The organism is Martinezella dioscoreae, assembly GCF_009176305.1.
GTDB lineage: Bacteria > Pseudomonadota > Alphaproteobacteria > Rhizobiales > Rhizobiaceae > Rhizobium > Rhizobium dioscoreae.
Window position 1 is genome coordinate 134086 of sequence record NZ_BLAJ01000005.1, and the last position, 26201, is coordinate 160286.

Sequence of the window (26201 nt, forward strand, 5' to 3'; positions counted from 1 at the left end):
CTGCATTGTCTCCAATGCAGCCGTTTCATTTTTCCTCAAATCACCGATCGGTGATTACTTGCGCGGAACCTTCGGAACCGTGCCGCCGCCCTTGCGCGGTGACTTGCCGTCAGACTCGCCGCTTTCGCTCGAAGTCGAGGCCTTGGCCGAGCGGCGGCTGTCGGCTGCCGTCGCAGCCCTGCCGACGCGGCTTCTGGCCTTGACGGTGACGTCGCCGTCATCCTCTTCCACCTCGGCCGGCACATCACCCACTTCGGCTTCCGGCTTCGGCCGGATCGGAGCGGTGTCGGCGATCGCCTCGAGCAAGATGCCGGTCGAGCCGTCCTCCTTCTTGCCGACTGTGACGTTGACGACGCCGCCCTTCTTCAGCTTGCCGAAGAGGATTTCGTTCGCCAGCGGCTTCTTGATGTTTTCCTGGATGACGCGCGCCAGCGGACGGGCGCCCATCTTGTCGTCGTAACCCTTCTCGGACAGCCAGGCGATGGCGTCCTCGTGCAGATCGAAGGTCACGTTCCGTTCGGACAGCTGCGCTTCCAGCTGCATGATGAACTTCTGCACGACCTTGTGGATAACGGTCGTCGGCAACGGCGCGAAAGGAATGACCGCATCCAGACGGTTGCGGAATTCCGGGGTGAACAGGCGGTTGAGCGCCTCTTCATCCTCGCCCGTACGCCTGGACGAGCCGAAGCCGATGGCGGCCTTGGCCATTTCCGAAGCGCCCGCATTGGTCGTCATAATCAGGATGACGTTGCGGAAATCGATCTTCTTGCCGTTGTGGTCGGTCAGCGCGCCATGGTCCATGACCTGCAGCAGGATATTGAAGATATCCGGATGCGCCTTCTCGATTTCGTCGAGCAGAACCACGCTGTGCGGATGCTGATCGACGCCGTCGGTCAGCAGGCCACCCTGGTCGAAGCCGACATAGCCGGGAGGTGCGCCGAGCAGACGGGAAACCGTGTGACGCTCCATGTATTCCGACATGTCGAAGCGCAGCAGCTCGACGCCGAGCGACGAAGCAAGCTGTTTGGCGACTTCCGTCTTACCGACACCGGTGGGGCCGGAGAAGACATAGCAGCCGATCGGCTTGTTCGGTTCGCGCAGGCCGGCACGTGCCAACTTGATCGAGGTCGAAAGCGCTTCGATAGCCGTATCCTGGCCGTAGACCACAGAACGCAGTTCCTGTTCGAGGTTGGCGAGAACCATCTCGTCATCCTTGGACACCGTCTTCGGCGGAATGCGGGCCATGGTCGCAATCGTCGCTTCGATCTCCTTTTCGGTGATCAGCTTGCGGCGCTTGGACGGCGGCAGCAGCATCTGGGCGGCACCCGTCTCGTCGATCACGTCGATCGCCTTGTCCGGCAGCTTGCGGTCGGAGATATAGCGAGCCGACAGCTCGACAGCCGTCTTGATGGCGTCGTTCGAGTAGCGCAGGTGGTGATACTCTTCGAAATAGGGCTTCAGGCCCTTCATGATTTCGATGGCATCCTCAATGCTCGGCTCGTTGACGTCGATCTTCTGGAAGCGGCGGACGAGCGCCCGGTCCTTCTCAAAGAACTGACGGTATTCCTTGTAGGTGGTCGAACCGATGCAACGGATCGCACCCGAGGAAAGGGCCGGCTTCAGCAGGTTCGACGCATCCATCGCGCCGCCGGAGGTGGCGCCCGCACCGATGACGGTGTGGATCTCATCGATGAACAGCACGGCGCCCGGATACTCCTCGAGCTCCTTGACGACCTGCTTCAGGCGTTCCTCGAAGTCGCCGCGATAACGGGTGCCGGCAAGCAGCGTGCCCATATCGAGCGAAAAGATCGTCGCATCGGCCAGCGCTTCGGGAACCTTGCCCTCAACGATGCGCTTGGCAAGACCTTCGGCAATCGCCGTCTTGCCCACGCCAGGGTCGCCGACATAGAGCGGATTGTTCTTCGAGCGGCGGCACAGCACCTGGATGGTGCGATTGACCTCGGAGTTACGACCGATCAACGGATCGATCTTGCCGTTCTTGGCCTTCTCATTGAGGTTGACGCAATAGGCCTTCAGGGCGTCCTGCTGCTTCTTGCCATTACCCTCCTCCTGCTCGCCGCGGGAGGTCGGCTTGCTTTCGGATTCGCTTTCCTCGGCGCCGCGCGGCGTGCGGGTCTGGGAGGAACCCGGGCGCTTGCCGATGCCGTGAGAGATATAGTTGACCGCGTCATAGCGGGTCATTTCCTGCTCCTGCAGGAAGAAGGCAGCATGGCTTTCCCGCTCCGCGAAAATCGCGACGAGAACGTTGGCGCCCGTCACTTCCTCGCGGCCGGAAGATTGCACATGGATCACGGCGCGCTGGATGACACGCTGGAAGCCGGAAGTCGGCTTCGAGTCCTCATCGTAGCCCGTGACCAGGTTGGAGAGTTCATTATCGACGTATTCAGTCAGAGTCTTACGGAGCGCGTCGAGATCAACATTGCACGCGCCCATGACAGCTGCGGCATCGGCGTCGTCTACCAGCGCCAAAAGCAGATGTTCCAGCGTGGCATACTCGTGATGCCGCTCGTTCGCGTAGGTCAGTGCCTGATGCAGCGCCTTCTCAAGACTAGGCGAAAATGTTGGCACGTTCAGATCCTCACTTCTTTTCCATAACACATTGCAGCGGATGCTGGTGCTGCCGGGCAAAGTCCATCACCTGGCTCACCTTCGTTTCGGCTACTTCATATGTATATATCCCGCACTCGCCCACGCCATGATTGTGGACATGAAGCATGATGCGGGTGGCACTTTCGAGATCCTTTTGAAAGAAACGCTCCAGGATATGGATCACAAAGTCCATGGGCGTATAGTCATCATTCAGAAGCAGCACGCGGTATAGATTGGGTTTCTTGGTTTTGGGCTTGGTGCGCGTAATCACCGAGGTCCCGCGATTTCCGTTGTCCCCGTTCCTTTCGCTATTGTTTTGCATCCGGATCGGCTCAGCGATCATTTCATTCATTCCTCAAATCATCCGGCAGAAGCTATCGCATTCCGACTTGGCACTGGGTTGGATTCTTCACTTGGTCGGGCCGGATATCCGAACCTCTAACTTAGTTCATATTGGCGTGATTTTAAGCCCCTTGCGGGACACTGCAATCACAATTCGCTGACAAAGGGGGCTGCGGTCAAAAAAGTCGCTGCATATCGCCATGTCGGGTCCGGTGCGCCAAAACGCAAAAGACCGGCCGCGCGTCGCGCAGCCGGTCCTTCCGGAAATTTTGCCTTTCGGCGAAAGTTTAAGCGGCGGTCGCCGTTGCCGCTGCCTTGCTGGCAGCCTTCGTTGCAGCCGCGACGGGCGCTTCGTAAGGCTTGTAGGCCACCTTGGCGAGATCGGCATACATTTCGCCGAGCTTAGTGGCTTCGGCAATGAAGTTTTCATAGGAAGACTTCACATAGCTGCTCTGCAGTTCGAAGGCAGCTTCGAAGCTCTTGACGCCGGCGAGCGTTTCGAAGTGTGCAACACCATCCTGGAAAGACTTCTTGGAGTATTCAGCGGCTTCGGCAGCAATCGCCTGAAAGCCCTTGGTGACATCGGAATAGCTCTTCAGCGCCGTGTCCATGGCTTCCTTGCCCTTCTTGTTCGCTTCATCGAAATTGAACATGCTTCTCCGTCCCTTGTTGGCCGGCCGGCGGCCGGTTTACAGGGATAAAGGTTAAATGCGGCGCACAATTAGTCAAGTAGTCTTGTGCGACGCAATATCACCTTTCGGTTGCATTTTGGATGACGGCGCGGTGTCGATAGTGATGATTGCGCCGCATCATTCTGTTTTTCCTAATATATATCATCCCCCCTGCAACCACAGGCTTTGATTAAAATATTGGCATTTGGACAGAAAGAAGCCGAAAGAGATCAGAACGGCAGTGGAATGATCAAATTGATAAACGTCAAAGAAAAAGGCCGCATTTCAATGAAATACGGCCCAAATATTCGATCACTATACGAGATCGATATAATCAGAGATCGACGTCCAGAATAGCCATCGAGAAATTATAGGAGCGGTCGCCATCTTCGTCGTCGATATAGACGACACCCAGAAACTCTTCGCCGAGGTAGACTTCCGCAGAATCGTTCTTGCGCGGGCGGGCCTTCACCACGACCTGCGGGTTGAACGTGCGCTTGAAATAGGCGTCGAGCTTCTTGATTTCTTCGGGCTTCACAATGCTTCTCCGTGAGGATCTCTGTTGGCCGCTTCTTGCATAGGAAAAGCGGCGGTGTAAAGACCGGAACCGCGCATAGCTATCCGGCGACAGCGCAAGCCTCGGAAAATCGGACTGGAATTTCCTAGATTCCTGCACCCATGATCTGGTCAACGATCAATTGCTCGGCGAGCAGCTGATCCATCGAGCGAGAGGGCTCGGAGCACCCTGCTTCTCCGACCACCTTGGCCGGAACGCCGGCAACGGTCGTCTTGGCGGGCACCTCCTTCAGCACCACGGAGCCAGCGGCAATGCGCGAGCAATGGCCGACCTGGATATTGCCGAGGATCTTGGCCCCCGCACCGATCAGAACACCGTGGGCGATCTTCGGATGGCGGTCGCTGCCTTCTTTGCCGGTACCGCCGAGCGTGACCCCATGCAGGATGGAGACGTTGTCGCCGATGACGGCCGTCTCGCCCACGACGAGGCCGGTTGCGTGATCGAGGAATATGCCCTTGCCGATGCGCGCCGCCGGGTTGATATCGGTTTGGAAGACGCTGGAGGAGCGGCTCTGCAGATAGAGCGCGAAATCGCGGCGGCCACGATTATGCAGCCAGTGCGCCAAACGATGTGTCTGTAACGCATGGAAACCCTTGAAATAGAGGACAGGTTCCAGGAACCGCAGGCAAGCGGGATCGCGATCATAGACTGCCTGGATATCGACACGCAGAATCGATCCCCATTCCGGCCAGTCGGCGAGCATTTCCTCAAAGGTCTGCCTCAGGAGAATAGCCTGCATGTCCGGATGGTCGAGGCGCTCGCAAATGCGATAGATGACGCATTCTTCCAGCGAACGATGGTTGATGATCGTCGAATAGAGGAAGGCGGCAAGGAGGGGATCCTTTTCGGCAGCGGCGCGTGCTTCCTCGCGCATGCTGTCCCAGATCGGGTCCATGACCTTCACTGCGCCCAAGCCTTCAACCTGGCGAATATCCGTTGCTGCGACCATTGGCGGTCTCCCGATTTTCTGTCAGGGGTGCATTATATAGAATAAAAGCCAGACAAGACAAATGGGTTGATCGCGCATGAATTTCGAGCATGACTTTGCCGGCGGTCTCATTCACGCGACATGCAGCGACGCGATCGGTACGATCGCCATCGGCAACCCTGGCAGAAAGAATGCCGTGACGGCTGCCATGTGGCGTGCCATCCCGCAAGCCGTGCGCATCCTGACCGATGAAGCCCATGCGCATGTCATTGTTCTGCACGGCGCGGGCGCGGATTTTTCGGCCGGCGCCGATATCAGCGAATTCGACAGCGTGCGCAAGAATTCCGAGACCGCGGTCGCCTATGAGGCGCTGAACAGCCAGGCTTTCGAGGCTATCCGTCACTGCCGCGTGCCGACAATCGCCGCAATCCGCGGCATTTGCTATGGCGGCGGCTTCGGCTTGGCAGCGGCCTGCGATCTTCGCATAGCCGAACGAGGCGCGCGATTCTGCGTCCCCGCCGTCCGCCTCGGCATCGCCTATCCCGCCGACGCCGTGCAGGACATCGTCAACGCGCTCGGAGCGCAGATGGCCAAGGTCACGCTGTTTACCGGCGCACCCATGTCTGGCGAGAAGATGGTTGCCGCCGGCTTTCTTCTGGAGGAAATCGACGCAGAGGCATTCGATGGCGAAGTCTCCGCCCTCGCCCATGCCATCGCCGCCAATGCACCGATCGCGCTGCATGCCTCGAAACTTGCGATCCGCGCCGTCATCGAGCAGAACGGCGATCTGCTGCGCGAAGCGGAAGTGATCGGCGCCGAGACGTTCGACAGCGCCGATTATGCCGAGGGCCGCGTTGCCTTTGCAGAGCGACGGAAACCACACTTCACCGGCAAGTGACTTAGCGCTGGCCGAGGCGCTGATAGAATTCGAGAACCGCCGCTTTGAAGATCTTGTCGCCGACGGCGAGCATGTGATCGCGGTTCGGTATGTCGATGGCCTCGGCGTTCGGCATCAATGCGGCCAGCTCCTGGCCCGAGCCGGCGATATCGTCCTTGGTGCCGACGGCGATCAGGGTCGGCGCCTCGATCCTTGCAACATCCTCCCTCGACGCCAGATCGCGTGAGCCTTGGATGCAGGCGGCCAGCGCCTGCCGATCGCTTTTCGTCTGTTCGGCAAACGCGCGGAACATGCGCCCGCGTGCATGGGTGACATCATCGAGCGATGGTGCCACCAGTGCGTCCGCAATTGGATCCCAATCGCCGACGCCCTCGACCATGCCGATGCCGAGACCGCCGAGAACCAGCGAGCGGACGCGATCCGGATGAGCGATCGCCATGAAGGTCGAAACACGCGCACCCATGGAATAACCCATGACATGCGCCTCGGGGATGCCCAGATGATCGAGAAGGGCGACGGCATCCTCTGCCATGATCCACGGATGGTAGACATCGGCATCATAGAGCTTGTCGCTCGAGCCGTGGCCACGGTTGTCGATGGCGATCACGCGATAGCCCGCCTCGCCGAGCGTCTTCAACCAGCCCGGATTGACCCAGTTGGCAATCGCCGTTGAAGCGAAGCCATGAATCAGCAGCACCGGCGGGCCGCTCGGATCGCCGTTATCGAAAAAGGCAAGCTTCAATCCGTCTCTGATAAAATGGGACATCGGGGGAGCATTGAGATTCATGGCGTCGTCTTCACAAACTGGGTCCTGCTGGCGCCGGACCATATTTTATCGGCGATATCAAATGAACCCTATGCCTGCGAAAATCTCTGCCTCAAGCCGGACTTTCGCACTACACAATCGAGAAGAAGGATTATAAAGAGGGGCGACCAAGTCTGGCGCAACCATCATGCCGCTTAAGGCAAGACGCATTCGGAGATCATCATGGCCGGCCACAATATTCCCCATTTCCAGAACGACGGCGGACATCGCGTCATCGAAATCGGCGTGAAGGAATTCATGTGCACTGGCGCTTCGGTTCCCTATGATCATCCGCACATCTTCATCGACCTCGGCGACGAGAGCGAAAAGGTCTGCTCCTACTGCTCGACGCTCTATCGCTACAATCCGTCGCTGAAGGCGGATCAGACGAATCCGGCCGGCTGCGTCTTCCATTTCAAGGCGGCCTGACGCCATAGCATCCGATCGGACATAAGAAAATGCCGATCAAAGCAGCCGCAATCATCGGCGCCGGAATAGCCGGATTGACTGCGGCTCTGGCGCTGGCGAGACACGGGATTGCCTCCGACATCTTCGAACAAGCAGAGGTGCTGACCGAAGTCGGTGCGGGCCTGCAGATTTCGCCGAATGCCTCCCGCGTCCTCGATGCGCTCGGCGTGCTCGAGGCGCTCAGACCGGTTTGGCTGGAGCCGGAGGAAGTCCGACTCGTATCCGGCTCGTCGCTGCGGCCGGTCGCCTCTATTCCCTGTGGGAAATTTGCCCGAGAGCGATGGGGTGCCCCCTATGGCGCCGCGCATCGCGCGACCCTGCAAAAGGCGCTCCTCAATGCGGTGAAGGCCAATGATTTATGCCGGCTGCACCTCGGCCGGCACATCGATATCAAGGACAAGCAGACACTGGAAGAGCGCGCCGGAAGGAGATACGATCTCGTCATCGGCGCAGACGGCGTATGGTCGAAAGTGCATGCGATGGTGCCCAGTGCGCCCTCGCCGCTCTTCTCCGGGAATATTGCCTGGCGCTTCTCCATTCCGCAGGCGGCGGCTCCGGCCCTGCTGGACAAGGCGAACGTCACGGCATTCCTCGGTCCTTCCAGCCACCTCGTCTGCTATCCCATCCTGGAAAATGCCGCCTTCAATATCGTCGCCATCGTCTCCGGCAGCAGCACCAGCCGCGATTGGGGTGCGACCGGCAGCAAGGCGCAACGCGAGCAGATGCTGCGCGGCTTTTCCGGCTGGAACAGTGCGATCCTGCAAATGCTGGAGGTACAGGAGCAGACAAGCTTCTGGCCGCTCTACGAGATGAAGGACGGTCGGTGGCATAATGGCCGCGATACGATCCTGATCGGAGACGCTGCGCATGCGATGATGCCGTTTGCGGCGCAAGGCGCAGCCATGGCGATCGAGGATGCCTTCGAGCTTGGCGGGCTGCTTTCTGCGCGCTCGCCGGCGGAAGCCTTCGAACTCTATGAAAAGCATCGGGCACCACGAATTGCGCGCCTGAGGCAACGCGCCGCCTTCAATCAGTTCGCCTATCATGCCCGCGGCCCCATCCGGATCGCGCGCGACCTCGTTCTCTCCCTCCGTCCGCCGCAAAGCCTCGCGGCGGACATGGACTGGATTTATGGCTACCGCGCCATCGGTTGATCAAACCTCTTTGGCGGCGACAAAGCCCTTTTCGATATCCGCCTTGAGATCCGGCACGTCTTCGAGACCAACCTGCAGGCGGATGACCGGCCCTTCCGTCGGGACCTTGGTGACGCGCCGGTCGTTGAGGTTGACGTGCAGGGCCAGACTTTCGAAACCGCCCCAGGAATAGCCCAGAGCGAAAATCCGCAAGGCATCGAGGAAGGCATGCGCCTTCGCCTTGAATTTCTGAGGATCGTCGACGGCCAGAACGAAGGAGAAAATCCCGCTCGCACCCTTGAAGTCGCGCTTCCAGAGTTCGTGGCTGGGGAAGCTCGGCAAGGCCGGATGCAAGACTCGCGCGACCTCCTCCCTGCCCTCGAGCCACCGGGCGATCGCAAGCGCGCTTTCCTGATGGCGATCCAGGCGTACGCCCATGGTACGCAGGCCGCGCAGCACCTGATAGGCGTCGTCGGGCGCCCCACAAAGGCCGAGCTGACCGTGAGCGTCCAGCAACCGCTTCCAATGCGTCTCGTTGGCGGAAACCGTGCCCATCAAAATGTCGGAGTGGCCGGCGGGGTATTTCGTCACGGCATGGATGGAAACGTCGACGCCATGGTCGAGCGGCTTGAAATAGAGCGGCGTTGCCCAGGTATTGTCCATGGTCACGACGCAGCCGTGACGATGAGCCGCCGCCGAAATTGCGGGGATATCCTGCACTTCGAAGGTGTTTGAACCCGGCGATTCCGTATGGACCAGCTTGGTGTTCGGCTTCATCAACCGCTCGATATCGGCGCCAATCGACGGATCGTAATAATCGACCTCGACGCCGAGGCGCTTCAGCATGGTATCGCAGAAGAAGCGCGTGGGACCGTAGACCGAATCAACGATCAGTGCGTGATCACCAGCGGAGAGGTAGGCAAGAAGCGGCACGGTGACCGCAGCAAGCCCGGACGGCACGATGATCGTTCCCGCCGAACCTTCCAGCGCGTTCATTGCTTCGCATAGCGCATCCGTCGTCGGCGTGCCGCGCGTGCCGTAGGTATATTTCTGGTCATGCGTCTCCATAACGCGCGCATTGGGAAACAGCACCGTCGAGGCACGCACGACAGGTGGATTGACGAAGCCGTGATAGTCGAACGGCGAATTGCCGATATGGGACAAGCGCGTGTTGATGCCGGCGTTCGGCAGGTTTGTGTCTTTGTCTTTCATGTCAGGATATGCCTTTGGCGCTGTTGGAAGCTGGATTTGTGGCGACCAAGTCCAGTGGGGTCAACCCCGATCATTCCAACGCCACACATTATTAGAAGGCTAAAATAACAAAAATAGCGACCAAAACCGCATTTTCGCGCAGATTTTTGGCAAAATGCCGCTCATTTTGGCGCCAAATGCCCATTTTTCGTCCCCGAAAAGCAAAAATGCCGAATAAAACCGCAATAATTGGGGCGATCTCTTGACCGCTACACCATTTGCGACTGTGATAGCGGCACTCGCACCGAGAAAGGGAAGGAACACGGTTCTCCAGGAACCTGCTTCGGACGCGATACAGTTTAACTATAAAACAAATAGACAAAGGTAGGGAAAATGAAAAAGATTGCTCTCTCCGCATTCCTCGGAGTCGCAGCCTTGGCTTACACCGCGTCCGGCGCTTCGGCTTCGACGCTGAGCGACGTAAAGGCCAAGGGCTTCGTCCAGTGCGGCGTGAATACCGGCCTTCTCGGCTTTGCACAGCCGGACGCATCCGGTAACTGGGCCGGTTTTGACATCGACTTCTGCAAGGCTGTCGCTTCCGCTGTCTTCGGCGATCCGACCAAGGTGAAGTACACGCCTCTCAGCGCCAAGGACCGCTTCACCGCGCTGCAGTCCGGCGAAATCGACGTACTTTCCCGTAACACCACCTGGACCATCAACCGCGACACCGCGCTCGGCCTAAAATTCCGTCCGGTCACCTATTATGACGGCCAGGGCTTCATGGTTCGCAAGGAGCTGAACGTAAAATCGGCACTCGAACTTTCCGGCGCGGCAGTTTGCGTTCAGTCCGGCACGACGACCGAGCTGAACCTTGCCGACTACTTCAAGACCAACAACCTGCAATACAACCCGGTCGTCTTCGACAAGCTCGAAGAAGTCAATACGGCCTATGATTCCGGCCGTTGCGATGTCTACACCACCGACCAGTCGGGTCTCTACGCTCTGCGCCTGACGCTGAAGAACCCGGACGATAACGTCGTTCTGCCCGAAATCATCTCCAAGGAGCCGCTCGGCCCGGCCGTTCGCCAGGGTGACGATCAGTGGTTCAACATCGTCAGCTGGACGGCCTATGCGCTGGTGAACGCCGAAGAATTCGGTATCACCCAGAAGAACGTCGACGAGATGAAGAGCTCGGCCAATCCGGACATCAAGCGCTTCCTCGGCGTAGAACAGGGCTCGACGATCGGCACCGACCTCGGCCTGACCAACGACTGGGCCTATAACATCATCAAGGGCGTCGGCAATTACGGCGAAGTCTTCGACCGCAACATCGGCGCAGGCAGCCCGCTGAAGATCGCTCGTGGTCTCAACGCTCTGTGGAGCAAGGGCGGCATTCAGTACGCACCGCCGGTGCGCTAAGCCGCAAAGAGCCTAGCTTTAAGAGAGAGGCGGCTTCGCCTCTCTCCCCTCAAGAAAACAAGCCTGAAACAGGCACATTGGGGAAAAATTCTATATGGCAATTACTGTAAACTCGCCTGAAGGCGGGCGCTCGGCACTATCGGCGGCGCTATACGACCCCAAAGTTCGGGGTGCCTTCTATCAGGCGCTCACGATCATCATTCTCGCGGGACTTTGCTGGTTTGTTGTCACGAACACCATCGACAATCTGCGCGCATTGAACCGCTCGTTCGGCTTCGGCTTTCTCGAAGGACGCGCTGGCTTTAACCTGGGGCAAGCGCTGATTCCCTACTCCAGCGATTCGACCAATGCGACTGCCCTTCTCGTCGGCGTACTGAACACACTCCTGATTTCGGTGGTCGGCATCGTCGCGGCGACTATCGTTGGCTTCCTCATTGGCATCGGCAGGCTTTCGCATAATTGGCTGATTGCGAAACTTTCCCAGGCCTATGTCGAGATCTTCCGGAACATCCCGCCTCTGCTCGTCATCTTCTTCTGGTATAGCGGCGTTCTGGTGCTGCTGCCGCAGGCGCGCGATGCCGTGCACCTGCCATTCTTCAGCTATCTCAGCAATCGCGGCCTCGCCTTTCCGAGCCCGATCTTCGGCGCGGGCATGTGGGCCGTCGGCATTGCCTTTCTCATCGCCATAGCCGTCGTATTTTTCGTGGCGCGCTGGGCGCACAGGCGTCAGGCGGCAACCGGTCAGCAATTCCATACGATCTGGGTGTCGATCGGCATCCTGATCGGCCTGCCGTTGCTGGTCTTCCTGGTAACGGGCATGCCGCTTTCCTTCGACTATCCCATTGCCGGCAAATTCAACCTGACGGGTGGCACGGTCATAAGTCCGGAGTTCCTTGCGCTTCTGCTTGCACTATCCCTTTATACCGCATCCTACATTGCCGAGATCGTACGCGCCGGTATTCGTGGCGTGCCAAAGGGTCAATCGGAAGCAGCGGGCGCACTTGGCCTTCGGGCGTCGGCCATCAACCGGCTGATCGTCATACCGCAGGCCATGCGCATCATCATTCCGCCGCTGACGAGCCAATATCTCAATCTGATCAAGAACTCGTCGCTTGCCATCGCCATCGGCTATGCCGATCTCGTCGCCGTCGGCGGCGTGATCCTCAATCAGTCCGGCCGAGCCGTCGAAGTCGTCATCATCTGGATGATCATCTATCTCGCCTTGAGCATCGTGACATCGCTGTTCATGAACTGGTTCAACGCCAAGATGGCTCTGGTGGAGAGATAGAATGTCCAGCGTAGATCAACACTTCGTCAGTAAGGCGCTTCTCACAGCGCAGCCGGCACCCGCCAGTGAAAGAGGCGCGTGGCACTGGTTGAAAAAGAACCTGTTTGCCACGCCCAAGGACATTGTCCTCACCGTGCTTGCCATCACCTTCCTTGCCTGGGTGATCCCGCACCTGATCAATTGGCTATTCCTAAATGCGGTCTGGAGCGGGACCGACCGCACCTTCTGCGCTACCACTGTTCAGGGCGGAACGCAGCCGGATGGCTGGAACGCCGCGTGCTGGGCCTTTGTCCGCGCAAAATTCGCCATCTTCATGTTCGGCCTTTATCCGCCGGACGAGCGCTGGCGGCCGATCCTCGTCTGCATCCTGATGATCGCCAGCTTCGTTCCGTTGCTGATACCGTCGGTTCCCCGGAAGGGATTGAACGCAATCCTGGCATTCTTCGTGCTGCCAGTTGTTTCGTTCTTCCTGCTCCACGGAGGCTTCGGCCTTGAGACGGTGGAAACGGAACGATGGGGGGGCCTGCTGGTAACGCTGGTGATCGCTTTCGTCGCCATCGCAGTCTCATTCCCGTTCGGCATCGTGCTTGCGCTGGGACGCCGGTCGAAACTGCCCATCCTTCGCATGCTGTGTGTGACTTTCATCGAAATCATCCGCGGCGTACCGTTGATCACCGTGCTGTTCATGGCGAGCTATATGCTGCCGCTGTTCATGCCGCAGGGCTGGACTGTCGATAAGCTTTTGCGTGCCGTGGTCGGTGTCGCGATCTTCACCTCGGCCTATATGGCCGAAGTCATCCGCGGCGGTCTGCAGGCGATACCGAAGGGCCAGTTCGAGGGCGCCGATTCGCTCGGCCTCGGCTACTGGCAGAAGATGCGGCTGATCATTCTGCCGCAAGCGATCAAGCTGGTCATTCCCGGCATCGTCAACACCTATATCGGCATGTTCAAGGACACGTCGCTGGTTGCGATCATCGGCATGTTCGACTTGCTCGGTATCGTTCGTCAGAACTTTTCGGATGCCTCTTGGGCGACGGCGGTGACCCCCGTAACGGGTCTTGTATTCGCTGGATTCGTTTTTTGGCTGTTCTGCTTTGGCATGTCGCGCTATTCAGGTTTCGTGGAACGCCATCTCGACACCGGCCACAAGCGATAAAATTGAGGGAAATTACAAAATGGCTGAAGCCCAATCGAAGAAAATGACCGTCTCCGAGACCGAGGTCGCGGTCGACATGATCAACATGAACAAGTGGTATGGCGATTTCCATGTGCTGCGCGATATCAACCTGAAGGTCATGCGCGGCGAGCGCATCGTCATTGCCGGCCCATCCGGCTCGGGCAAATCGACGATGATCCGCTGCATCAACCGCCTGGAAGAACACCAGAAGGGCCAGATCATCGTCGACGGGGTCGAACTCACCAACGATCTGAAGAAGATCGACGAGGTGCGCCGCGAAGTCGGCATGGTGTTCCAGCACTTCAACCTCTTCCCGCACCTGACCATTCTGGAAAACTGCACGCTGGCGCCGATCTGGGTGCGCAAGATGCCGAAGAAGCAGGCGGAAGAGATCGCCATGCACTTCCTCAAGCGCGTCAAGATCCCCGAACAGGCCAAGAAATATCCCGGCCAGCTTTCCGGCGGTCAGCAGCAGCGTGTGGCAATCGCCCGCTCGCTCTGCATGAACCCGAAGATCATGCTGTTCGACGAGCCAACCTCAGCGCTCGATCCGGAAATGATCAAGGAAGTGCTCGACACCATGGTGGGCCTTGCTGAAGAAGGCATGACCATGCTGTGCGTGACCCACGAAATGGGCTTTGCCCGTCAGGTCGCCAACCGCGTGATCTTCATGGACCAGGGCCAGATCGTCGAACAGAATTCGCCGAAGGAATTCTTCGACAATCCGCAGCATGAGCGCACGAAGCTGTTCCTCAGCCAGATCCTGCACTGATACGGATCGATTGAATGAACAAGACCCGCCGCTGCATCGCTGCCGGCGGGTTTTTTATGTGCGGCCGGGTTCAGCAGTCGTAATCGGCGTCAGGACGCGGATCTCGCAGGCCGTCTCCTCCTGATTGCTGCCTGACAATTTTGGCAGCGTTAGCAAGCCCTATAGCGCTTCGCAAAAAACGAGATATATTCTTTATCACCGCGAATAATGCGGAATTCACGAGACGTCGGGGAAGCGGGCCGTGAAAAAAAGCGACAGGATCATCGGCGGATTAGCTCTTCTGAGCGTCGCTATCATCGTCATCAAGTTGGCCGGAGCAATGTACGGCTACGACCTTATCCAGATGGCGGTCGACGCTACGCGGCCAAAAGCTGCCGGCGGCTGGCCGATGGCGGCGAACTGAATGCTGATAGCCAGAATGAAGTCTGCATGACGGAAAGCGGCGCCGCGCACGCGAAATCAGATCTCTCCTTCTCGGGAAAATGGCGACCCCTGCAGGATTCGAACCTGCGACCACATGCTTAGAAGGCAAGTGCTCTATCCAGCTGAGCTAAGGGGCCATGAGCCTTGCCGCGCTTTGCGCGGCGGGCAACACATGCCTGAAACCGCCGCCAAACTCAATGGCCGGCGTTCAATAAGTGCCTGGTTTCAGTGCGTCCAGGGCTGGATGCGGTTGAAGCGGAAGTTGTCGGAATAGGATACCGTCTGCCGGATGGGATCCTTCGGCGGGATGACGCGGTAGTCGATGCCGTTGCGCTTGGCGTAATCTTCCGCCTGTTCCTGCGTCTCAAAGGTCAGCTTGAGCTGCTGGCGCATATCGCCCGACGAGGTATAGCCCATGATCGGATCGATCTTGCGCGGCATTTCCTGATCGAACTCCAGAACCCAGATATTGGTTTTGGCCTTGCCGGATTGCATGGCGGTTTTTGCAGGACGATAAATCTTGGCAGGCATTGCTGCAGCGCCTCCGAATCAAGCGGGAATGATCCGCTTACTTGCTTCTCTTGCCGCGACGCGATCCTCTGCGGGCCGCGCGAACACGACTTTTGCTTAGCTGCGAATCCCTTTGTTTTCAAGCAAAAAGGCAGCCGCCACCAGGACGAATTCAACGACATCAATGAGGGGATTTTAAATGGTCGGAGTGGAGAGATTCGAACTCCCGACCCTCTGGTCCCAAACCAGATGCGCTACCAGACTGCGCTACACTCCGTACCCGTCAGCATGACCAAAATGCGGTCATGAGCTGATTTTGCGTACCGCCGAACGCTTAGTCCTGCGGAACGAGTGGGGAGATACACGGTTCATCTGCCCGCTGCAACAGATAAAATCCTGCTTAGCACATCTTCCCCGATGAAAATTTACTTGCCGAGCTTTGCCGAAATGGTGGCGCTCGTCACCGTATCGCCGACGGCAAGGCCGAGTTTGCGAACAATACCGGCGTTCAGCTCGATGACATAGGCAACCGGCCCGCCGGAGCTGATGATCGCTTCGGAATAGGGCACGGCGTTTTCCTGAATATGGGTAATGACACCCTTTTGATCCAGAAAGAGCATGTCGAGCGGCAGCTCGGTGTTCTTCATCCACATCATGACAGGCCGTGTCGTGCCGAAGTCAAACAGCATGCCCTGATCGGCGGGCATCTTGTCGCGGTACATAAGGCCGAATTCGAGCTGTGCCGGCGTCAAAGCCAGTTCCACGGTGAATTTATGCGTCTGGCCTTTGGACGATGCGATCGAAAGCGGTTCGGAATCGAAAGCCATCAACTGTTGCCCTGCGGTCTGTGCCGCGAAAGACGATGGGGCGATGGCCCCAACGAGAAAAAGCGCCAAAATGGCGCTTTTCAAAATTTCAAGAAATCCGGCTTTGTTCATATCAGTGCGGCCGTGTCGCTGGGCTCGGCGCATCCGGGTGAATTTCTGCCGCCATCAGGCCCTTTTCGCCAGGCCCGAAGCGGACGAGCACCACCTGCCCCGGCCGCAGCTCGGCCAGACCGAAGCGACGCAGCGTTTCCATATGCACGAAGATATCCTCGGTGCCTTCTCCACGTGTCAGGAAGCCGAAGCCCTTGGTGCGGTTGAACCACTTGACCAGCGCGCGCTCCAGGCCGCTCGTCGCAGTCACCTGCACATGCGTGCGCACGGGCGGCATCTGCGAGGGATGCACGGCCGTCGATTGATCCATGGAGAGGATCTTGAAAGCCTGGTAGCCGCGCTCCCGGCGCTGGATCAGCGCGACGATGCGGGTTCCTTCGAGAATCGTCTGATAACCGTCACGGCGCAGACACGTCACATGCAGCAATACGTCCTGCATGCCATTGTCAGGCACGATAAAACCGAAGCCCTTGGCGACATCGAACCACTTGACGACGCCTGAGATTTCGATGAGCTCGACGGTATCGCCCGACATCTCCTCGAAGTCGACAACTCCCTTCGATGAAATTCTGTCACCCATCCTAGCCAGCCCTCGATTACGCGTCACACTGTTACGGTTAACTGATTCCCTGATATCAAGATTAACATCTTGGTAACGGAAAAGCGCAAGTCCTAGTTTTCGTTTATTCCCACCCTAAGATTATTGCTCCAATGACTTGCGCGAAGCTGGCGCCCCGACCAAAGATCCGCCCAGCTCAACATTAAGAGAGGAAATAGAATGCGTTATCTCCATACGATGGTCCGCGTCACCGATCTCGACGCCTCGTTGCATTTTTATAGCACCCTATTCGGGCTTACCGAAACCCGCCGCTACGAAAACGAGAAAGGCCGCTATACGCTCGTTTTCCTTGCGGCCGACGAAGATGCCGAATCATCCCGCAGCAACGGTGCCCCCAGCCTGGAACTAACCTATAACTGGGACCCGGAAGAATATAGCGGAGGACGCAATTTCGGCCACCTCGCCTATGAGGTCGACGATATCTATGCGACCTGCCAAAAGCTGATGGACAACGGCATCACGATCAACCGGCCGCCCCGCGATGGTCACATGGCTTTCGTGCGTTCTCCGGACGGCATCTCCATCGAAATCCTGCAGAAGGGCGCCAATCTTCCTTCGGCCGAGCCCTGGGCTTCCATGGCCAACACCGGCTCTTGGTGAGGCCTAAGCTTTCGCGAGGCTTACGGCACGCGCGGAGCCATCCGTTTCGCGCTTGCCGCCCATGCCCATCCTCCGGCATGCTTGGACGACTCGAAGCATCATGCATCGGATATCGCGCAGTCATCGTTCCCAGTCGGCGCGCGGTATCGTCGTCCCTCGCAGGAGGCCGTTCCGATGCAAGCCTTTTTTGCAGGGAACGTCCTATGTGCGATCAAGAGATTTTATACGGCAGGAAGAAGCTAGCAAGCACAATTGCCGTTCTTGCCTCATTTGTGATGATTGCGGGCTGCGCTACCACGGCCAAAAAGCCGATCGAGACCTCGCAGGCTGCCCCTGTCGTGCCATTGACCGTGGCAGAACAGCTGGCAGCCGATATGAACAGCAAGGCCGATGCCCGGCGCCGCAAAGCCGATGTCGCCTATCGTGATCCGATGGTCCACAGCGTCAATGGCACACGTCAGCAGATCGTCGCCCAGCAGAACCAGGCACTCTATCCTGCGCCTACGGCAGCCCCGACTGCGGACGGGCAGACCGGCATCGGCGGCCTGGTCACGCAGCCGACGGCCGTCAATGCGAACAGAAGCAGCATCTTCTCCGCTCCGCCGCCGATCGCCGTCAATCCGGACGGGACGCTTGCCAAAACCCAAGCTGATGGCGGCCAGGCGATCACGCCGATGATGCGCAGCGTTTACAGCGCGCCACCAGCGACTATGCAGACGACGGCGCCGCAGACGATGGACACCGCCGCCGTGCCGAACGGCCGCACATCGGCCGACATGCTGCCACCACCCGTCATTCGCAATGCAACCTTGCCGGCTTCGGGTTCGCCGCAGCCGATTGCCCAGGTGACCGCGTCGGGTGTTGCAGCAACGCCGAATCCGAATGTCCACGAATTGAACGGCAGACAGGCCGCCGCTCTGGCGCAGTTCATCGCATCGAAGAACCAGCCGCAGAACGGCAAGCTGCTGGTGCAGCCCGTGCCGGGTGCAAATGGGCAATAAAAACGCCCGCGTTTCCAGAGAATCTTCGATATCGCCAGCAAGAGCCTGTTAAGTCTCACTTATTCAGCACCGGCGGCGGTTTCACCCATTTGTCATTTTTTCCACAAAAAAGCAAAATTGCCGCTTGCGGGAATGAAATCACCCCGCTATAAGCGCGCCACACAACAGCTGAACGCGCCCTTCGTCTATCGGTTAGGACGACAGATTTTCATTCTGTAAAGAGGGGTTCGACTCCCCTAGGGCGTGCCACTGTTGTTCTTCTCCCCGTCTTCAATTCATTTAAGCTACCGCTTGCGGACGCAATAAGCTATTCCTATCTAGGCCGTGCAGCATGCGCCCTTCGTCTATCGGTTAGGACGACAGATTCTCATTCTGTAAAGAGGGGTTCGACTCCCCTAGGGCGTACCAAAAGCGTGTCCCGAAGTTTTCCACAAGCACCTCGAAAAATCTTTGCTTAGTCATCGATTTTTCTGCGATTTTTCTCGTTTTTCCGCTTGCGGGAATGAAAGGTGCTGACTATAAGGGCGCCACAGCACGCGCCCTTCGTCTATCGGTTAGGACGACAGATTTTCATTCTGTAAAGAGGGGTTCGACTCCCCTAGGGCGTGCCACTGCCCCTTCCCCTTAAATTGATGTTTTGGCTCGCTAAACGCTGTTATGCAGACGCGTATCGGGCGTAATCTGCGTTACGGAGCTTTCGCCGCGTCTGTGACCCGCAACTGCACGCGCCGGCTGCCCTGCCAGTGATCGGCGCCGAGCGTGCCGGCGACATGGATCTGCGCCCCGCGCGACGACATCAGCAGCTCGCCCAAAGGCGTCTCCGCCGCGCGGAAGGCAATGCCATCCACCCGGCCGCCGTCCTGCGCCTCCAGCGTGATCTTGATGTGCGACTGGCCGACAAGGCGGGAATCGCGCAGGCGGTGGCTCGGAAGCGCGAAGACGGGCTGTGGATGGCCTGAACCATAGGGACCGGCCGTCTCGAGCCTGTCGATCAACTCCACGGTCGCGCCGCTGGCGCCGAGCGCACCGTCGATCTTCAAGGTTTCGTTGGCAACGAGCCCGGCTACCTGCTTCTCCGCCTTCTCCGTGAAGAAGGCCCGCAGCTTTCCGAGGTTATTCCTCTCCACCGTCAGGCCGGCCGCCATGGCATGGCCGCCGCCTTTGACCAGCAGACCGGCATCGACGGCGGCGCGCACCATGCGGCCCATGTCGAAGCCATTGATGGAGCGGCCGGAGCCGGTGCCCTTGCCCATCGGATCGAAGGCAATGGCGAAGGCCGGCCGGCGGAATTTGTCCTTGAGGCGCGATGCAATGAGGCCGACGATTCCCGGATGCCAGTTCTCACGCGCCGTGACGATGACGGAGGCGCCGTCGCCATTGCCGTACTCCGCCAGGGCCTCGGCCTCGGCCTCCTGCAGCATGGCGGCCTCCATGGCCTGTCTCTCGCGATTGAGCTCATCGAGCTTCGCGGCGATGGTTTCCGCTTCGCCGCCGTCGTCCAGCGTCAGCAGGCGTGCGCCAAGGGCCGCATCGCCGATGCGGCCGCCGGCATTGATGCGCGGACCAATCAGGAAACCGAAATGATAGGGCGTGACAGGACCGTTAAGGCCGGCCTTGCGAAAGAGGGCAGCAAGCCCGAGATTGCCCTGGTGGCGGGCGGCAATAAGCCCCTTAACCACATAGGCGCGGTTGAGGCCCTTCAGCGGCACGACATCGCAAACGGTCGCGAGCGCAACGATATCGAGCCAGGCAAGCAGGTCGATGGAACGCACGCGGGAATCGCCGGTCTCGCGCAGCAGCCGCAAGGCCGCGACCAGAACCATGAAGACCACACCAGCGGCACAGAGATGGCCCTGCCCCGAAAGATCATCCTCACGGTTCGGATTGACCAAGGCATGACAATGCGGCAGCTCGTGCGCCACCTGGTGGTGATCGATGACGACGACGTCGATATTGCGCGCCCTCGCCGCTTCAAGCGATTCGAAGCTGGTGGAACCGCAATCGACGGTCACGATCAGCGTCGCGCCATTGTCGATCAGCTGATTGATGGCTGTGGGATTGGGGCCGTAACCTTCGAAGATGCGATCGGGGATATAGATGCTGGCCGGAACGCCGAAATGGGTCAGGAATCGATAGAGCAGCGCCGAGGAGGCCGCGCCGTCGACGTCATAGTCGCCGAAGATCGCGACTGTCTCGCCCTTCCTGATGGCGTGCAGGAGGCGCTGTGCTGCCTTCTCGCAATCGGTCAGCAGATGCGGGTCTGGCATCAGGCCGCGGATCGTCGGGTCGAGGAAAGCCATGGCTTCGTCCTGCCCGACGCCGCGCCCGGCAAGCACGCGGGCAATCAGCTCCGGCAGGCCATGGGTCTGCGCAATGGCGAGCGCCCTGTTCTGGCCGGCCTGATCGAGCCTGGATATCCAGCGATTGCCGGATACCGAGCGCTCGACACCTAGAAATGCCCGCTGAACTGGATCGACCGGTTGCTCCACCATCTCTCCCGGAATTTAAGAGCGGCATCCCTTTGATGCACGCCGTCGCTGGTCAGACTATTCTTTCGGCCGCTCGATGCGGATGACCTGCGGTTCGCCGACGAGATAGCCTTCGTTCTTGATTGCCGCAACCGCCTTGCGCACCGAATCTTCCGTCGTCGCATGGGTGACGAGGATGATCGTCTGGTGATCGGAGGGTGCCAGATGCTGCTTGGAACGCTGGACGATCGATTCGAGCGAAATGTGGTTTTCCGCCATGCGGGTCGCGACACTCGCAAAAACGCCGGTGCGGTCGAGAACCGTGAGGCGGATGAAATAGCCACCTTCGTGGCTCTGCATCTGCGCTTTGCGGTAGGGCTCCAGCGCCTTGGCCGGATGACCGAGCACCGGCACGCGCTGCTCGCCCGGGCGGCTCTTGGCGATATCGGCGATATCTCCGAGCACAGAGGAAGCCGTTGCGTTGCCGCCGGCTCCGGGGCCGACCATCAGCAATTCGCCGAGAATATCGGATTCGATCGCCACGGCATTGGTGACGCCATCGACCTGGGCGATGACCGAATCGAGCGGCACCATGGTTGGGTGCACGCGCTGTTCGATGCCGCTTTCGGTGCGCTGGGCGACGCCGAGCAGCTTGATGCGGTAGCCGAGATCGGCAGCAGCGCGGATATCCTCGATGGAGACGTTGGTGATGCCTTCAAGATAGATGTCGTCGGCCGCGATGCGATTGCCGAAGGCAAGCGTCGTCAGGATGGCAAGCTTATGAGCCGTATCATTGCCTTCGATGTCGAAGGCCGGGTCGGCCTCGGCATAGCCGAGACGCTGCGCTTCCTTGAGGCAATCGGCGAAAGACAGGCCTTCCTTCTCCATCCGGGTCAGGATGTAGTTGCAGGTGCCGTTCATGATGCCATAGACGCGAGAAATCGTATTGCCCGTCAGCGATTCGCGCAGGGCCTTGATGACCGGAATGCCGCCGGCAACGGCCGCTTCGAAGTTGAGCAGGACGCCCTTTTCTTCGGCGATTTGTGCGAGCTCGACACCGTGATAGGCGAGCAGCGCCTTATTGGCGGTGACGACGTGCAGGCCGCGGGCAAGCGCTGCGCGCACCGCTGCGTTGGCCGCGCCTTCGGAACCGCCGATCAGCTCGACGAAGACGTCGATATCGGCCTTCTGCGCTAGATCGACAGGACCGCCGAACCATTCGATGCCCGTCAGATCGATGCCGCGATCCCGCGTGCGATCGCGCGCTGTGACGGCGACGATCTTGACGGGACGACCACAGGTAACGGCAAGCTCGTTAGCGCGGCTCTGAATGATGCGGACGAGCGAGGCACCAACGGTACCTAAGCCCGCAATGCCGATTTTGAGGGCATCTGCCATGGAAAATTCCTGATCAGTATTTGGGACGGCAGCCGCGGGAACGGCTGCCGCGCGATATTATGAACGATGAGCGTTCAGCGAAATAACATTATGCATCGTCTCATCCGCGGTGGAGAGGAAGCGCTTCAGATTGCGCGCCGCCTGGCGGATGCGGTGTTCGTTTTCAACGAGCGCGATGCGGACATAATCGTCACCCTGCTCGCCGAAACCGATGCCCGGAGCAACGGCGATGTCAGCCTTCTCAACCAAAAGCTTGGAGAACTCAAGCGAGCCGAGATGACGGAATTTTTCCGGGATCTTCGCCCAGGCGAACATGGTCGCGGCCGGCGGCGGCACGTCAAAGCCGGCTTTGCCGAAGCTGTCGACCAGAACGTCGCGGCGACGCTTGTAGATGTTGCGCACTTCGGCGATGTCGGAACCGTCGCCGTTCAGCGCGTGAGTTGCCGCCACCTGGATCGGCGTGAAGGCACCGTAATCGAGGTAAGACTTCACGCGCGTCAGCGCTGCAATCAGCCGCTCGTTGCCGACGGCAAAGCCCATGCGCCAGCCTGGCATGGAGAAGGTCTTCGACATCGAAGTAAACTCGACCGTCACATCGATTGCGCCCGGAACCTCCAGCACCGACGGCGGCGGCGCGTCGTCGAAGTAGATTTCCGAATAGGCCAGATCCGAAAGCACGATGATGTCGTGCTTCTTCGCGAAGGCGACGACTTCCTTATAGAAATCCAGCGTCGCGACATAGGCCGTCGGGTTCGACGGATAGTTCAGGATGAGCGCGAGCGGCTTCGGGATCGAGTGGCGCACGGCTCGTTCCAGCGGCGGGAAGAAGCTGTCATCCGGCTCGACCGGAATCGAGCGGATGACGCCGCCTGCCATCAGGAAGCCGAAGGCGTGGATCGGATAGGTCGGGTTCGGGCAGAGGATCACATCGCCCGGCGCCGTGATCGCCTGCGCCATATTGGCGAAGCCTTCCTTCGAACCGAGGGTGGCAACCACCTGCGTATCGGGATTGAGCTTCACACCGAAACGGCGGGCGTAATAGGCCGCCTGCGCGCGGCGAAGGCCCGGAATGCCCTTGGAGGAGGAATAGCGATGCGTGCGCGGATCCTGAACCACTTCGCACAGCTTGTCGACGATCGCCTTTGGGGTCGGAAGATCTGGATTGCCCATGCCGAGGTCGATAATGTCCGCCCCGCCCGCTCGCGCGCTCGCTTTCAAACGATTGACCTGTTCGAAAACGTAGGGCGGCAAACGCCGGACTTTATGAAACTCTTCCATTTCTTTCCCCATGGGACAGCGGCCCTCAAAACCGCACTGAAGTTCGTTGATCTCCCGGCCAGCCGCGATACGAACTTGGGACTCGCGGCGCCGTACTCATGCTATCTCGAAAGATAAGGTGAATCTTGGGCGCTTATGCACGCAAAATGCAATCCGCCGGTCAGATACATCCAATTTCGGCCTATCCGAACGCTTTGCGTCCAAATCGCCTGAAACGCAAGGCTAATTCTGCGTTGGGGCCGGCTGGGCGCTGCCCTCTTTCTGAATTTCCTGCAGCGTATCCTGGCCATGTTCGGCAGCGAGCTTGCGCATCTCGGCAACACGCCTCTGATATTCGGCCTCGGAGATCGTGCCGGCTTTGCGCTGCGATCCAAGTGCCGTCAGCTGCTTGACCAGATCGCCAGCCTGCTGATCGTTGATCTGGACGTTTGCAGCGGTCGGCGGCGCGTTGAAGGAAGGATAGCCGTCCTTGTAAAATTGCTGCGTGCTGGTTTCCACGACCGGCGTGCCCTTGGCGGGCTTTACGATGACAGCCTGAGGCGGCTGCTTGCGCTTGGCGAAGGCCGCCTTTTCCTCGGGCGTCGAGCAGCCCACGAGCGTCAATGCGAGAAATCCGCACATTGCACCGCAGAGTACGGAATACCGGTTCAGTCTTGCCACCATGCCGCCGCCCATAATTGTCTTCCTGCGCTATTCCTTGCTGTGGGTTGCGACTGTTAAATTTGTCGCAGCAGCAAAGCAAGAGCAGGGTTGCGTTTCATTCGACTTGTATTCCTTTTCCCGCAAGATGTACAAATGGAAAACAAGACACGAGCTGCCGCCGGGAGGATGATGCGTGACCGACAGCAAGCGGGACAAGAATGAAGGTAATGGCGGCTTTCCCGGCTTTGATCCAAAGTCAGTCGAGCCTTACTTCGTCAGGGATCCCGAAGCGATGGCCGTCAACTTTGCCCGTGCGCTGGAAAATCTCGGCAAGGCAGCCTCGGCCTGGCTTGCACCGCGCGAGCGCGGTGAGAAGGTCGATACGGTTGCCGATCCTTTCACCGACATGGTCAAGACGCTGTCCAAAGTCGGCGAATACTGGCTTTCCGATCCCCGCCGGACACTGGAAGCGCAGACTCACCTGCTTTCCGGCTATTTCGGCTTGTGGACGAAAACCATGCAGCGCCTCAGCGGCGATTCGTCCGCCGAGGCTGAAGCCGAGCCGGTGAAGGACAAGCGCTTCGCAGACGAGGATTGGCAGAAGAACCCCTTCTTCGATTTCTTGAAGCAGACCTATCTTCTGACGTCGAACTGGGCGGAAAAACTGGTCGGCGACGCGGAAGGGCTGGATGAACACACCCGCCACAAAGCGGCATTCTACACGAAGCAGATCACCGCCGCCTTTTCGCCAACCAATTTTGTCGCGACCAACCCGCAGGTCTATCGCGAGACTATCGCCTCCAATGCCGAGAACCTGGTGCGCGGCATGAAGATGCTGGCCGAGGACATCAGCCTTGGCCATGGCGAGTTGCGCCTGCGTCAAACCGACATGACGAAATTCGCCATCGGCCGCGACATGGCGCTGACGCCAGGCAAGGTGATCGCGCAAAGCGATGTCTGCCAGGTGATCCAATATGAGCCGGCGACAGACAAGGTGCTGAAGCGGCCGCTGCTGATCTGCCCGCCCTGGATCAACAAATTCTACATTCTCGATCTCAACCCGCAGAAATCCTTCATCAAATGGTGCGTGGAGCAGGGTCACACCGTCTTCGTGATTTCGTGGGTCAATCCCGATCATCGGCATGCGGCGAAGGATTGGACCTCTTATGCCCGCGAAGGCATCGATTTCGCACTCGAAACCATCGAAAAGGCGACGGGCGAACAGGAAGTCAATGCTGTTGGATATTGCGTCGGCGGCACGCTGCTGGCGGCGACGCTCGCCCTCCACGCCAAGGAAAAGAACAAGCGTATCCGAACGGTAACCTTCCTGACGACGCAGGTCGATTTCACCTTTGCCGGCGACCTGAAGGTTTTCGTCGACGAAGAGCAGATTGCAGCACTCGAAGAGCAGATGAACGTGCTCGGCTATCTCGAAGGTTCGAAGATGGCGACGGCCTTCAACATGCTGCGCGCCTCCGAACTGATCTGGCCCTATTTCGTCAATAATTATCTGAAGGGTCAGGAGCCCCTACCCTTCGACCTCCTGTTCTGGAATGCCGATTCGACCCGCATGGCCGCGGCCAATCATTCGTTCTACCTGCGCAACTGCTACCTCAACAACGCCTTGAGCCAGGGCAAGATGGTGCTCGACGGCAAGACATTGTCGCTGAAGGACGTACGCATCCCCGTCTACAATCTGGCGACGCGGGAGGATCATATCGCGCCGGCCAAATCCGTCTTCGTCGGCAGCCAGTATTTCGGCGGTCCGGTGGAATTCGTGGTGACCGGCTCCGGTCACATTGCCGGAGTCGTCAACCCGCCCGACAAGCATAAATATCAGTTCTGGACCGGCGGGCCGACCGGCGGTGACTATGAGGATTGGCTCGCCGGGGCAAAGGAGACACCTGGCTCCTGGTGGCCGCATTGGCATGCCTGGATCCTCGCGCAAGACCATCGCATGACGGCTGCGCGCAAACCCGGCGGCAAGGCCCTCAATGCGCTGGAAGAGGCACCCGGCAGCTATGTCCTGGAACGGGCATAAGTCA

Annotated in this window: 25 protein-coding genes and 5 tRNA genes; 14 read left to right on the top strand and 16 right to left on the bottom strand. The window is 59.0% G+C overall.

Annotated elements, in window-relative coordinates:
• Nucleotides 1-54: 54 nt before the first annotated feature.
• From clpA to cysE, 5 genes are all read right to left on the bottom strand, one after another.
• Entirely contained in the window at nucleotides 55-2589 is a 2535-nt protein-coding gene (clpA, locus tag GDN47_RS21440) for an ATP-dependent Clp protease ATP-binding subunit ClpA (RefSeq protein ID WP_113333705.1), read from the bottom strand.
• 10 nt (nucleotides 2590-2599) lie between these two features.
• A complete protein-coding gene (gene clpS, locus GDN47_RS21445) occupies nucleotides 2600-2953 on the bottom strand; it encodes an ATP-dependent Clp protease adapter ClpS (RefSeq protein ID WP_069612294.1) in 354 nt (117 codons plus the stop codon).
• A 286-nt stretch (nucleotides 2954-3239) separates the two neighbouring features.
• Nucleotides 3240-3605 (bottom strand): phasin family protein, encoded by a 366-nt coding sequence (locus tag GDN47_RS21450; protein ID WP_069612075.1) that lies wholly within the window; start codon nucleotides 3603-3605, stop codon nucleotides 3240-3242.
• A 352-nt stretch (nucleotides 3606-3957) separates the two neighbouring features.
• Nucleotides 3958-4161 (bottom strand): DUF3126 family protein, encoded by a 204-nt coding sequence (locus tag GDN47_RS21455; protein ID WP_015339784.1) that lies wholly within the window; start codon nucleotides 4159-4161, stop codon nucleotides 3958-3960.
• Between the two features lie 124 nt (nucleotides 4162-4285).
• Nucleotides 4286-5149: a serine O-acetyltransferase gene (cysE, locus tag GDN47_RS21460; RefSeq protein ID WP_113333704.1), complete on the bottom strand. Its 864-nt coding sequence runs from the start codon at nucleotides 5147-5149 to the stop codon at nucleotides 4286-4288.
• A gap of 76 nt (nucleotides 5150-5225) precedes the next feature.
• Between cysE and GDN47_RS21465 the strand changes: the two genes are divergently transcribed.
• Nucleotides 5226-6026: an enoyl-CoA hydratase-related protein gene (locus tag GDN47_RS21465; RefSeq protein ID WP_113333703.1), complete on the top strand. Its 801-nt coding sequence runs from the start codon at nucleotides 5226-5228 to the stop codon at nucleotides 6024-6026.
• 1 nt (nucleotide 6027) lies between these two features.
• Here the strand turns inward: GDN47_RS21465 and GDN47_RS21470 are convergent, their stop codons facing one another.
• The gene (locus tag GDN47_RS21470; protein ID WP_113333702.1) at nucleotides 6028-6813 is read right to left on the bottom strand and encodes an alpha/beta fold hydrolase; all 786 of its coding nucleotides are present in this window, start codon (nucleotides 6811-6813) and stop codon (nucleotides 6028-6030) included.
• A gap of 201 nt (nucleotides 6814-7014) precedes the next feature.
• Here GDN47_RS21470 and GDN47_RS21475 point away from each other — a divergent pair, with 201 nt between their 5' ends.
• Together GDN47_RS21475 and GDN47_RS21480 are read left to right on the top strand one after the other, a co-directional pair.
• Nucleotides 7015-7260: a zinc-finger domain-containing protein gene (locus GDN47_RS21475; RefSeq protein ID WP_047454665.1), complete on the top strand. Its 246-nt coding sequence runs from the start codon at nucleotides 7015-7017 to the stop codon at nucleotides 7258-7260.
• Between the two features lie 29 nt (nucleotides 7261-7289).
• A complete protein-coding gene (locus GDN47_RS21480; RefSeq protein WP_152094210.1) occupies nucleotides 7290-8453 on the top strand; it encodes an FAD-dependent monooxygenase in 1164 nt (387 codons plus the stop codon).
• On the opposite strand, the gene GDN47_RS21485 is transcribed toward GDN47_RS21480, so the two are convergent.
• Nucleotides 8454-9644, bottom strand: coding sequence for a cystathionine beta-lyase (locus tag GDN47_RS21485; RefSeq protein ID WP_113333700.1), 1191 nt, complete (start codon nucleotides 9642-9644; stop codon nucleotides 8454-8456).
• Nucleotides 9645-10016: 372 nt separating this feature from the next.
• On the opposite strand from GDN47_RS21485, the gene GDN47_RS21490 reads away from it, so the two are divergent.
• The 5 genes from GDN47_RS21490 to GDN47_RS32100 all read left to right on the top strand — a co-directional run bounded on the left by GDN47_RS21490 (nucleotide 10017) and on the right by GDN47_RS32100 (nucleotide 14682).
• Nucleotides 10017-11042 (top strand): amino acid ABC transporter substrate-binding protein, encoded by a 1026-nt coding sequence (locus tag GDN47_RS21490; RefSeq protein ID WP_112721375.1) that lies wholly within the window; start codon nucleotides 10017-10019, stop codon nucleotides 11040-11042.
• A gap of 94 nt (nucleotides 11043-11136) precedes the next feature.
• Nucleotides 11137-12330, top strand: a complete 1194-nt coding sequence (locus GDN47_RS21495) for an amino acid ABC transporter permease (RefSeq protein ID WP_069612068.1) — start codon at nucleotides 11137-11139, stop codon at nucleotides 12328-12330.
• Nucleotide 12331: 1 nt separating this feature from the next.
• Entirely contained in the window at nucleotides 12332-13486 is a 1155-nt protein-coding gene (locus GDN47_RS21500) for an amino acid ABC transporter permease (protein ID WP_113333698.1), read from the top strand.
• A gap of 19 nt (nucleotides 13487-13505) precedes the next feature.
• On the top strand, nucleotides 13506-14279 hold the full coding sequence (locus GDN47_RS21505) for an amino acid ABC transporter ATP-binding protein (RefSeq protein WP_095434785.1): 774 nt from the start codon (nucleotides 13506-13508) through the stop codon (nucleotides 14277-14279).
• A gap of 241 nt (nucleotides 14280-14520) precedes the next feature.
• On the top strand, nucleotides 14521-14682 hold the full coding sequence (locus GDN47_RS32100) for a hypothetical protein (protein WP_173002538.1): 162 nt from the start codon (nucleotides 14521-14523) through the stop codon (nucleotides 14680-14682).
• An 80-nt stretch (nucleotides 14683-14762) separates the two neighbouring features.
• Here GDN47_RS32100 and GDN47_RS21510 read toward each other — a convergent pair.
• The 5 genes from GDN47_RS21510 to GDN47_RS21530 form a co-directional block, all read right to left on the bottom strand.
• Nucleotides 14763-14839, bottom strand: a tRNA-Arg gene (locus GDN47_RS21510).
• An 88-nt stretch (nucleotides 14840-14927) separates the two neighbouring features.
• A complete protein-coding gene (locus GDN47_RS21515) occupies nucleotides 14928-15233 on the bottom strand; it encodes an ETC complex I subunit (protein WP_069612065.1) in 306 nt (101 codons plus the stop codon).
• Between the two features lie 179 nt (nucleotides 15234-15412).
• Nucleotides 15413-15489 (bottom strand) — tRNA-Pro (locus GDN47_RS21520).
• Nucleotides 15490-15637: 148 nt separating this feature from the next.
• Nucleotides 15638-16150 carry a DUF192 domain-containing protein gene (locus tag GDN47_RS21525; protein ID WP_152094211.1) on the bottom strand — a complete coding sequence of 171 codons (513 nt, stop codon included), beginning with the start codon at nucleotides 16148-16150 and terminating at the stop codon, nucleotides 15638-15640.
• 1 nt (nucleotide 16151) lies between these two features.
• Nucleotides 16152-16730 carry a cold-shock protein gene (locus tag GDN47_RS21530; RefSeq protein ID WP_112721378.1) on the bottom strand — a complete coding sequence of 193 codons (579 nt, stop codon included), beginning with the start codon at nucleotides 16728-16730 and terminating at the stop codon, nucleotides 16152-16154.
• Between the two features lie 198 nt (nucleotides 16731-16928).
• On the opposite strand from GDN47_RS21530, the gene GDN47_RS21535 reads away from it, so the two are divergent.
• The 5 genes from GDN47_RS21535 to GDN47_RS21555 all read left to right on the top strand — a co-directional run bounded on the left by GDN47_RS21535 (nucleotide 16929) and on the right by GDN47_RS21555 (nucleotide 18981).
• On the top strand, nucleotides 16929-17369 hold the full coding sequence (locus tag GDN47_RS21535) for a VOC family protein (protein WP_069612062.1): 441 nt from the start codon (nucleotides 16929-16931) through the stop codon (nucleotides 17367-17369).
• A gap of 203 nt (nucleotides 17370-17572) precedes the next feature.
• Nucleotides 17573-18370 (top strand): hypothetical protein, encoded by a 798-nt coding sequence (locus GDN47_RS21540; RefSeq protein ID WP_152094212.1) that lies wholly within the window; start codon nucleotides 17573-17575, stop codon nucleotides 18368-18370.
• A 174-nt stretch (nucleotides 18371-18544) separates the two neighbouring features.
• A tRNA-Glu gene (locus tag GDN47_RS21545) sits at nucleotides 18545-18619 on the top strand.
• Nucleotides 18620-18703: 84 nt separating this feature from the next.
• Nucleotides 18704-18778, top strand: a tRNA-Glu gene (locus GDN47_RS21550).
• Between the two features lie 128 nt (nucleotides 18779-18906).
• Nucleotides 18907-18981: transfer RNA gene (locus GDN47_RS21555), tRNA-Glu, on the top strand.
• A gap of 75 nt (nucleotides 18982-19056) precedes the next feature.
• Here GDN47_RS21555 and recJ read toward each other — a convergent pair.
• The 4 genes from recJ to GDN47_RS21575 all read right to left on the bottom strand — a co-directional run bounded on the left by recJ (nucleotide 19057) and on the right by GDN47_RS21575 (nucleotide 24189).
• Nucleotides 19057-20862 carry a single-stranded-DNA-specific exonuclease RecJ gene (gene recJ / locus GDN47_RS21560; RefSeq protein ID WP_371865526.1) on the bottom strand — a complete coding sequence of 602 codons (1806 nt, stop codon included), beginning with the start codon at nucleotides 20860-20862 and terminating at the stop codon, nucleotides 19057-19059.
• A 54-nt stretch (nucleotides 20863-20916) separates the two neighbouring features.
• Nucleotides 20917-22236, bottom strand: coding sequence for a homoserine dehydrogenase (locus tag GDN47_RS21565; protein WP_113333694.1), 1320 nt, complete (start codon nucleotides 22234-22236; stop codon nucleotides 20917-20919).
• A 57-nt stretch (nucleotides 22237-22293) separates the two neighbouring features.
• Nucleotides 22294-23514, bottom strand: a complete 1221-nt coding sequence (locus tag GDN47_RS21570; RefSeq protein WP_095434780.1) for an LL-diaminopimelate aminotransferase — start codon at nucleotides 23512-23514, stop codon at nucleotides 22294-22296.
• A gap of 222 nt (nucleotides 23515-23736) precedes the next feature.
• A complete protein-coding gene (locus GDN47_RS21575) occupies nucleotides 23737-24189 on the bottom strand; it encodes a gas vesicle protein GvpG (RefSeq protein ID WP_152094214.1) in 453 nt (150 codons plus the stop codon).
• 160 nt (nucleotides 24190-24349) lie between these two features.
• Here GDN47_RS21575 and GDN47_RS21580 point away from each other — a divergent pair, with 160 nt between their 5' ends.
• Entirely contained in the window at nucleotides 24350-26197 is a 1848-nt protein-coding gene (locus GDN47_RS21580) for a PHA/PHB synthase family protein (RefSeq protein ID WP_152094215.1), read from the top strand.
• The last annotated feature ends 4 nt before the right edge of the window (nucleotides 26198-26201 follow it).

Bases quoted from the DNA above. Each gene is read 5' to 3' on its own strand.
- clpS (WP_069612294.1), bottom strand. From the start codon at position 2,953: ATGATCGCTGAGCCGATCCGGATGCAAAACAATAGCGAAAGGAACGGG.
- GDN47_RS21450 (WP_069612075.1), bottom strand. From the start codon at position 3,605: ATGTTCAATTTCGATGAAGCGAACAAGAAGGGCAAGGAAGCCATGGAC.
- cysE (WP_113333704.1), bottom strand. From the start codon at position 5,149: ATGGTCGCAGCAACGGATATTCGCCAGGTTGAAGGCTTGGGCGCAGTG.
- GDN47_RS21465 (WP_113333703.1), top strand. From the start codon at position 5,226: ATGAATTTCGAGCATGACTTTGCCGGCGGTCTCATTCACGCGACATGC.
- GDN47_RS21470 (WP_113333702.1), bottom strand. From the start codon at position 6,813: ATGAATCTCAATGCTCCCCCGATGTCCCATTTTATCAGAGACGGATTG.
- GDN47_RS21475 (WP_047454665.1), top strand. From the start codon at position 7,015: ATGGCCGGCCACAATATTCCCCATTTCCAGAACGACGGCGGACATCGC.
- GDN47_RS21480 (WP_152094210.1), top strand. From the start codon at position 7,290: ATGCCGATCAAAGCAGCCGCAATCATCGGCGCCGGAATAGCCGGATTG.
- GDN47_RS21485 (WP_113333700.1), bottom strand. From the start codon at position 9,644: ATGAAAGACAAAGACACAAACCTGCCGAACGCCGGCATCAACACGCGC.
- GDN47_RS21490 (WP_112721375.1), top strand. From the start codon at position 10,017: ATGAAAAAGATTGCTCTCTCCGCATTCCTCGGAGTCGCAGCCTTGGCT.
- GDN47_RS21495 (WP_069612068.1), top strand. From the start codon at position 11,137: ATGGCAATTACTGTAAACTCGCCTGAAGGCGGGCGCTCGGCACTATCG.
- GDN47_RS21500 (WP_113333698.1), top strand. From the start codon at position 12,332: ATGTCCAGCGTAGATCAACACTTCGTCAGTAAGGCGCTTCTCACAGCG.
- GDN47_RS21505 (WP_095434785.1), top strand. From the start codon at position 13,506: ATGGCTGAAGCCCAATCGAAGAAAATGACCGTCTCCGAGACCGAGGTC.
- GDN47_RS21515 (WP_069612065.1), bottom strand. From the start codon at position 15,233: ATGCCTGCCAAGATTTATCGTCCTGCAAAAACCGCCATGCAATCCGGC.
- GDN47_RS21525 (WP_152094211.1), bottom strand. From the start codon at position 16,150: ATGAACAAAGCCGGATTTCTTGAAATTTTGAAAAGCGCCATTTTGGCG.
- GDN47_RS21530 (WP_112721378.1), bottom strand. From the start codon at position 16,730: ATGGGTGACAGAATTTCATCGAAGGGAGTTGTCGACTTCGAGGAGATG.
- GDN47_RS21535 (WP_069612062.1), top strand. From the start codon at position 16,929: ATGCGTTATCTCCATACGATGGTCCGCGTCACCGATCTCGACGCCTCG.
- GDN47_RS21540 (WP_152094212.1), top strand. From the start codon at position 17,573: ATGTGCGATCAAGAGATTTTATACGGCAGGAAGAAGCTAGCAAGCACA.
- recJ (WP_371865526.1), bottom strand. From the start codon at position 20,862: ATGGTGGAGCAACCGGTCGATCCAGTTCAGCGGGCATTTCTAGGTGTC.
- GDN47_RS21565 (WP_113333694.1), bottom strand. From the start codon at position 22,236: ATGGCAGATGCCCTCAAAATCGGCATTGCGGGCTTAGGTACCGTTGGT.
- GDN47_RS21570 (WP_095434780.1), bottom strand. From the start codon at position 23,514: ATGGAAGAGTTTCATAAAGTCCGGCGTTTGCCGCCCTACGTTTTCGAA.
- GDN47_RS21575 (WP_152094214.1), bottom strand. From the start codon at position 24,189: ATGGGCGGCGGCATGGTGGCAAGACTGAACCGGTATTCCGTACTCTGC.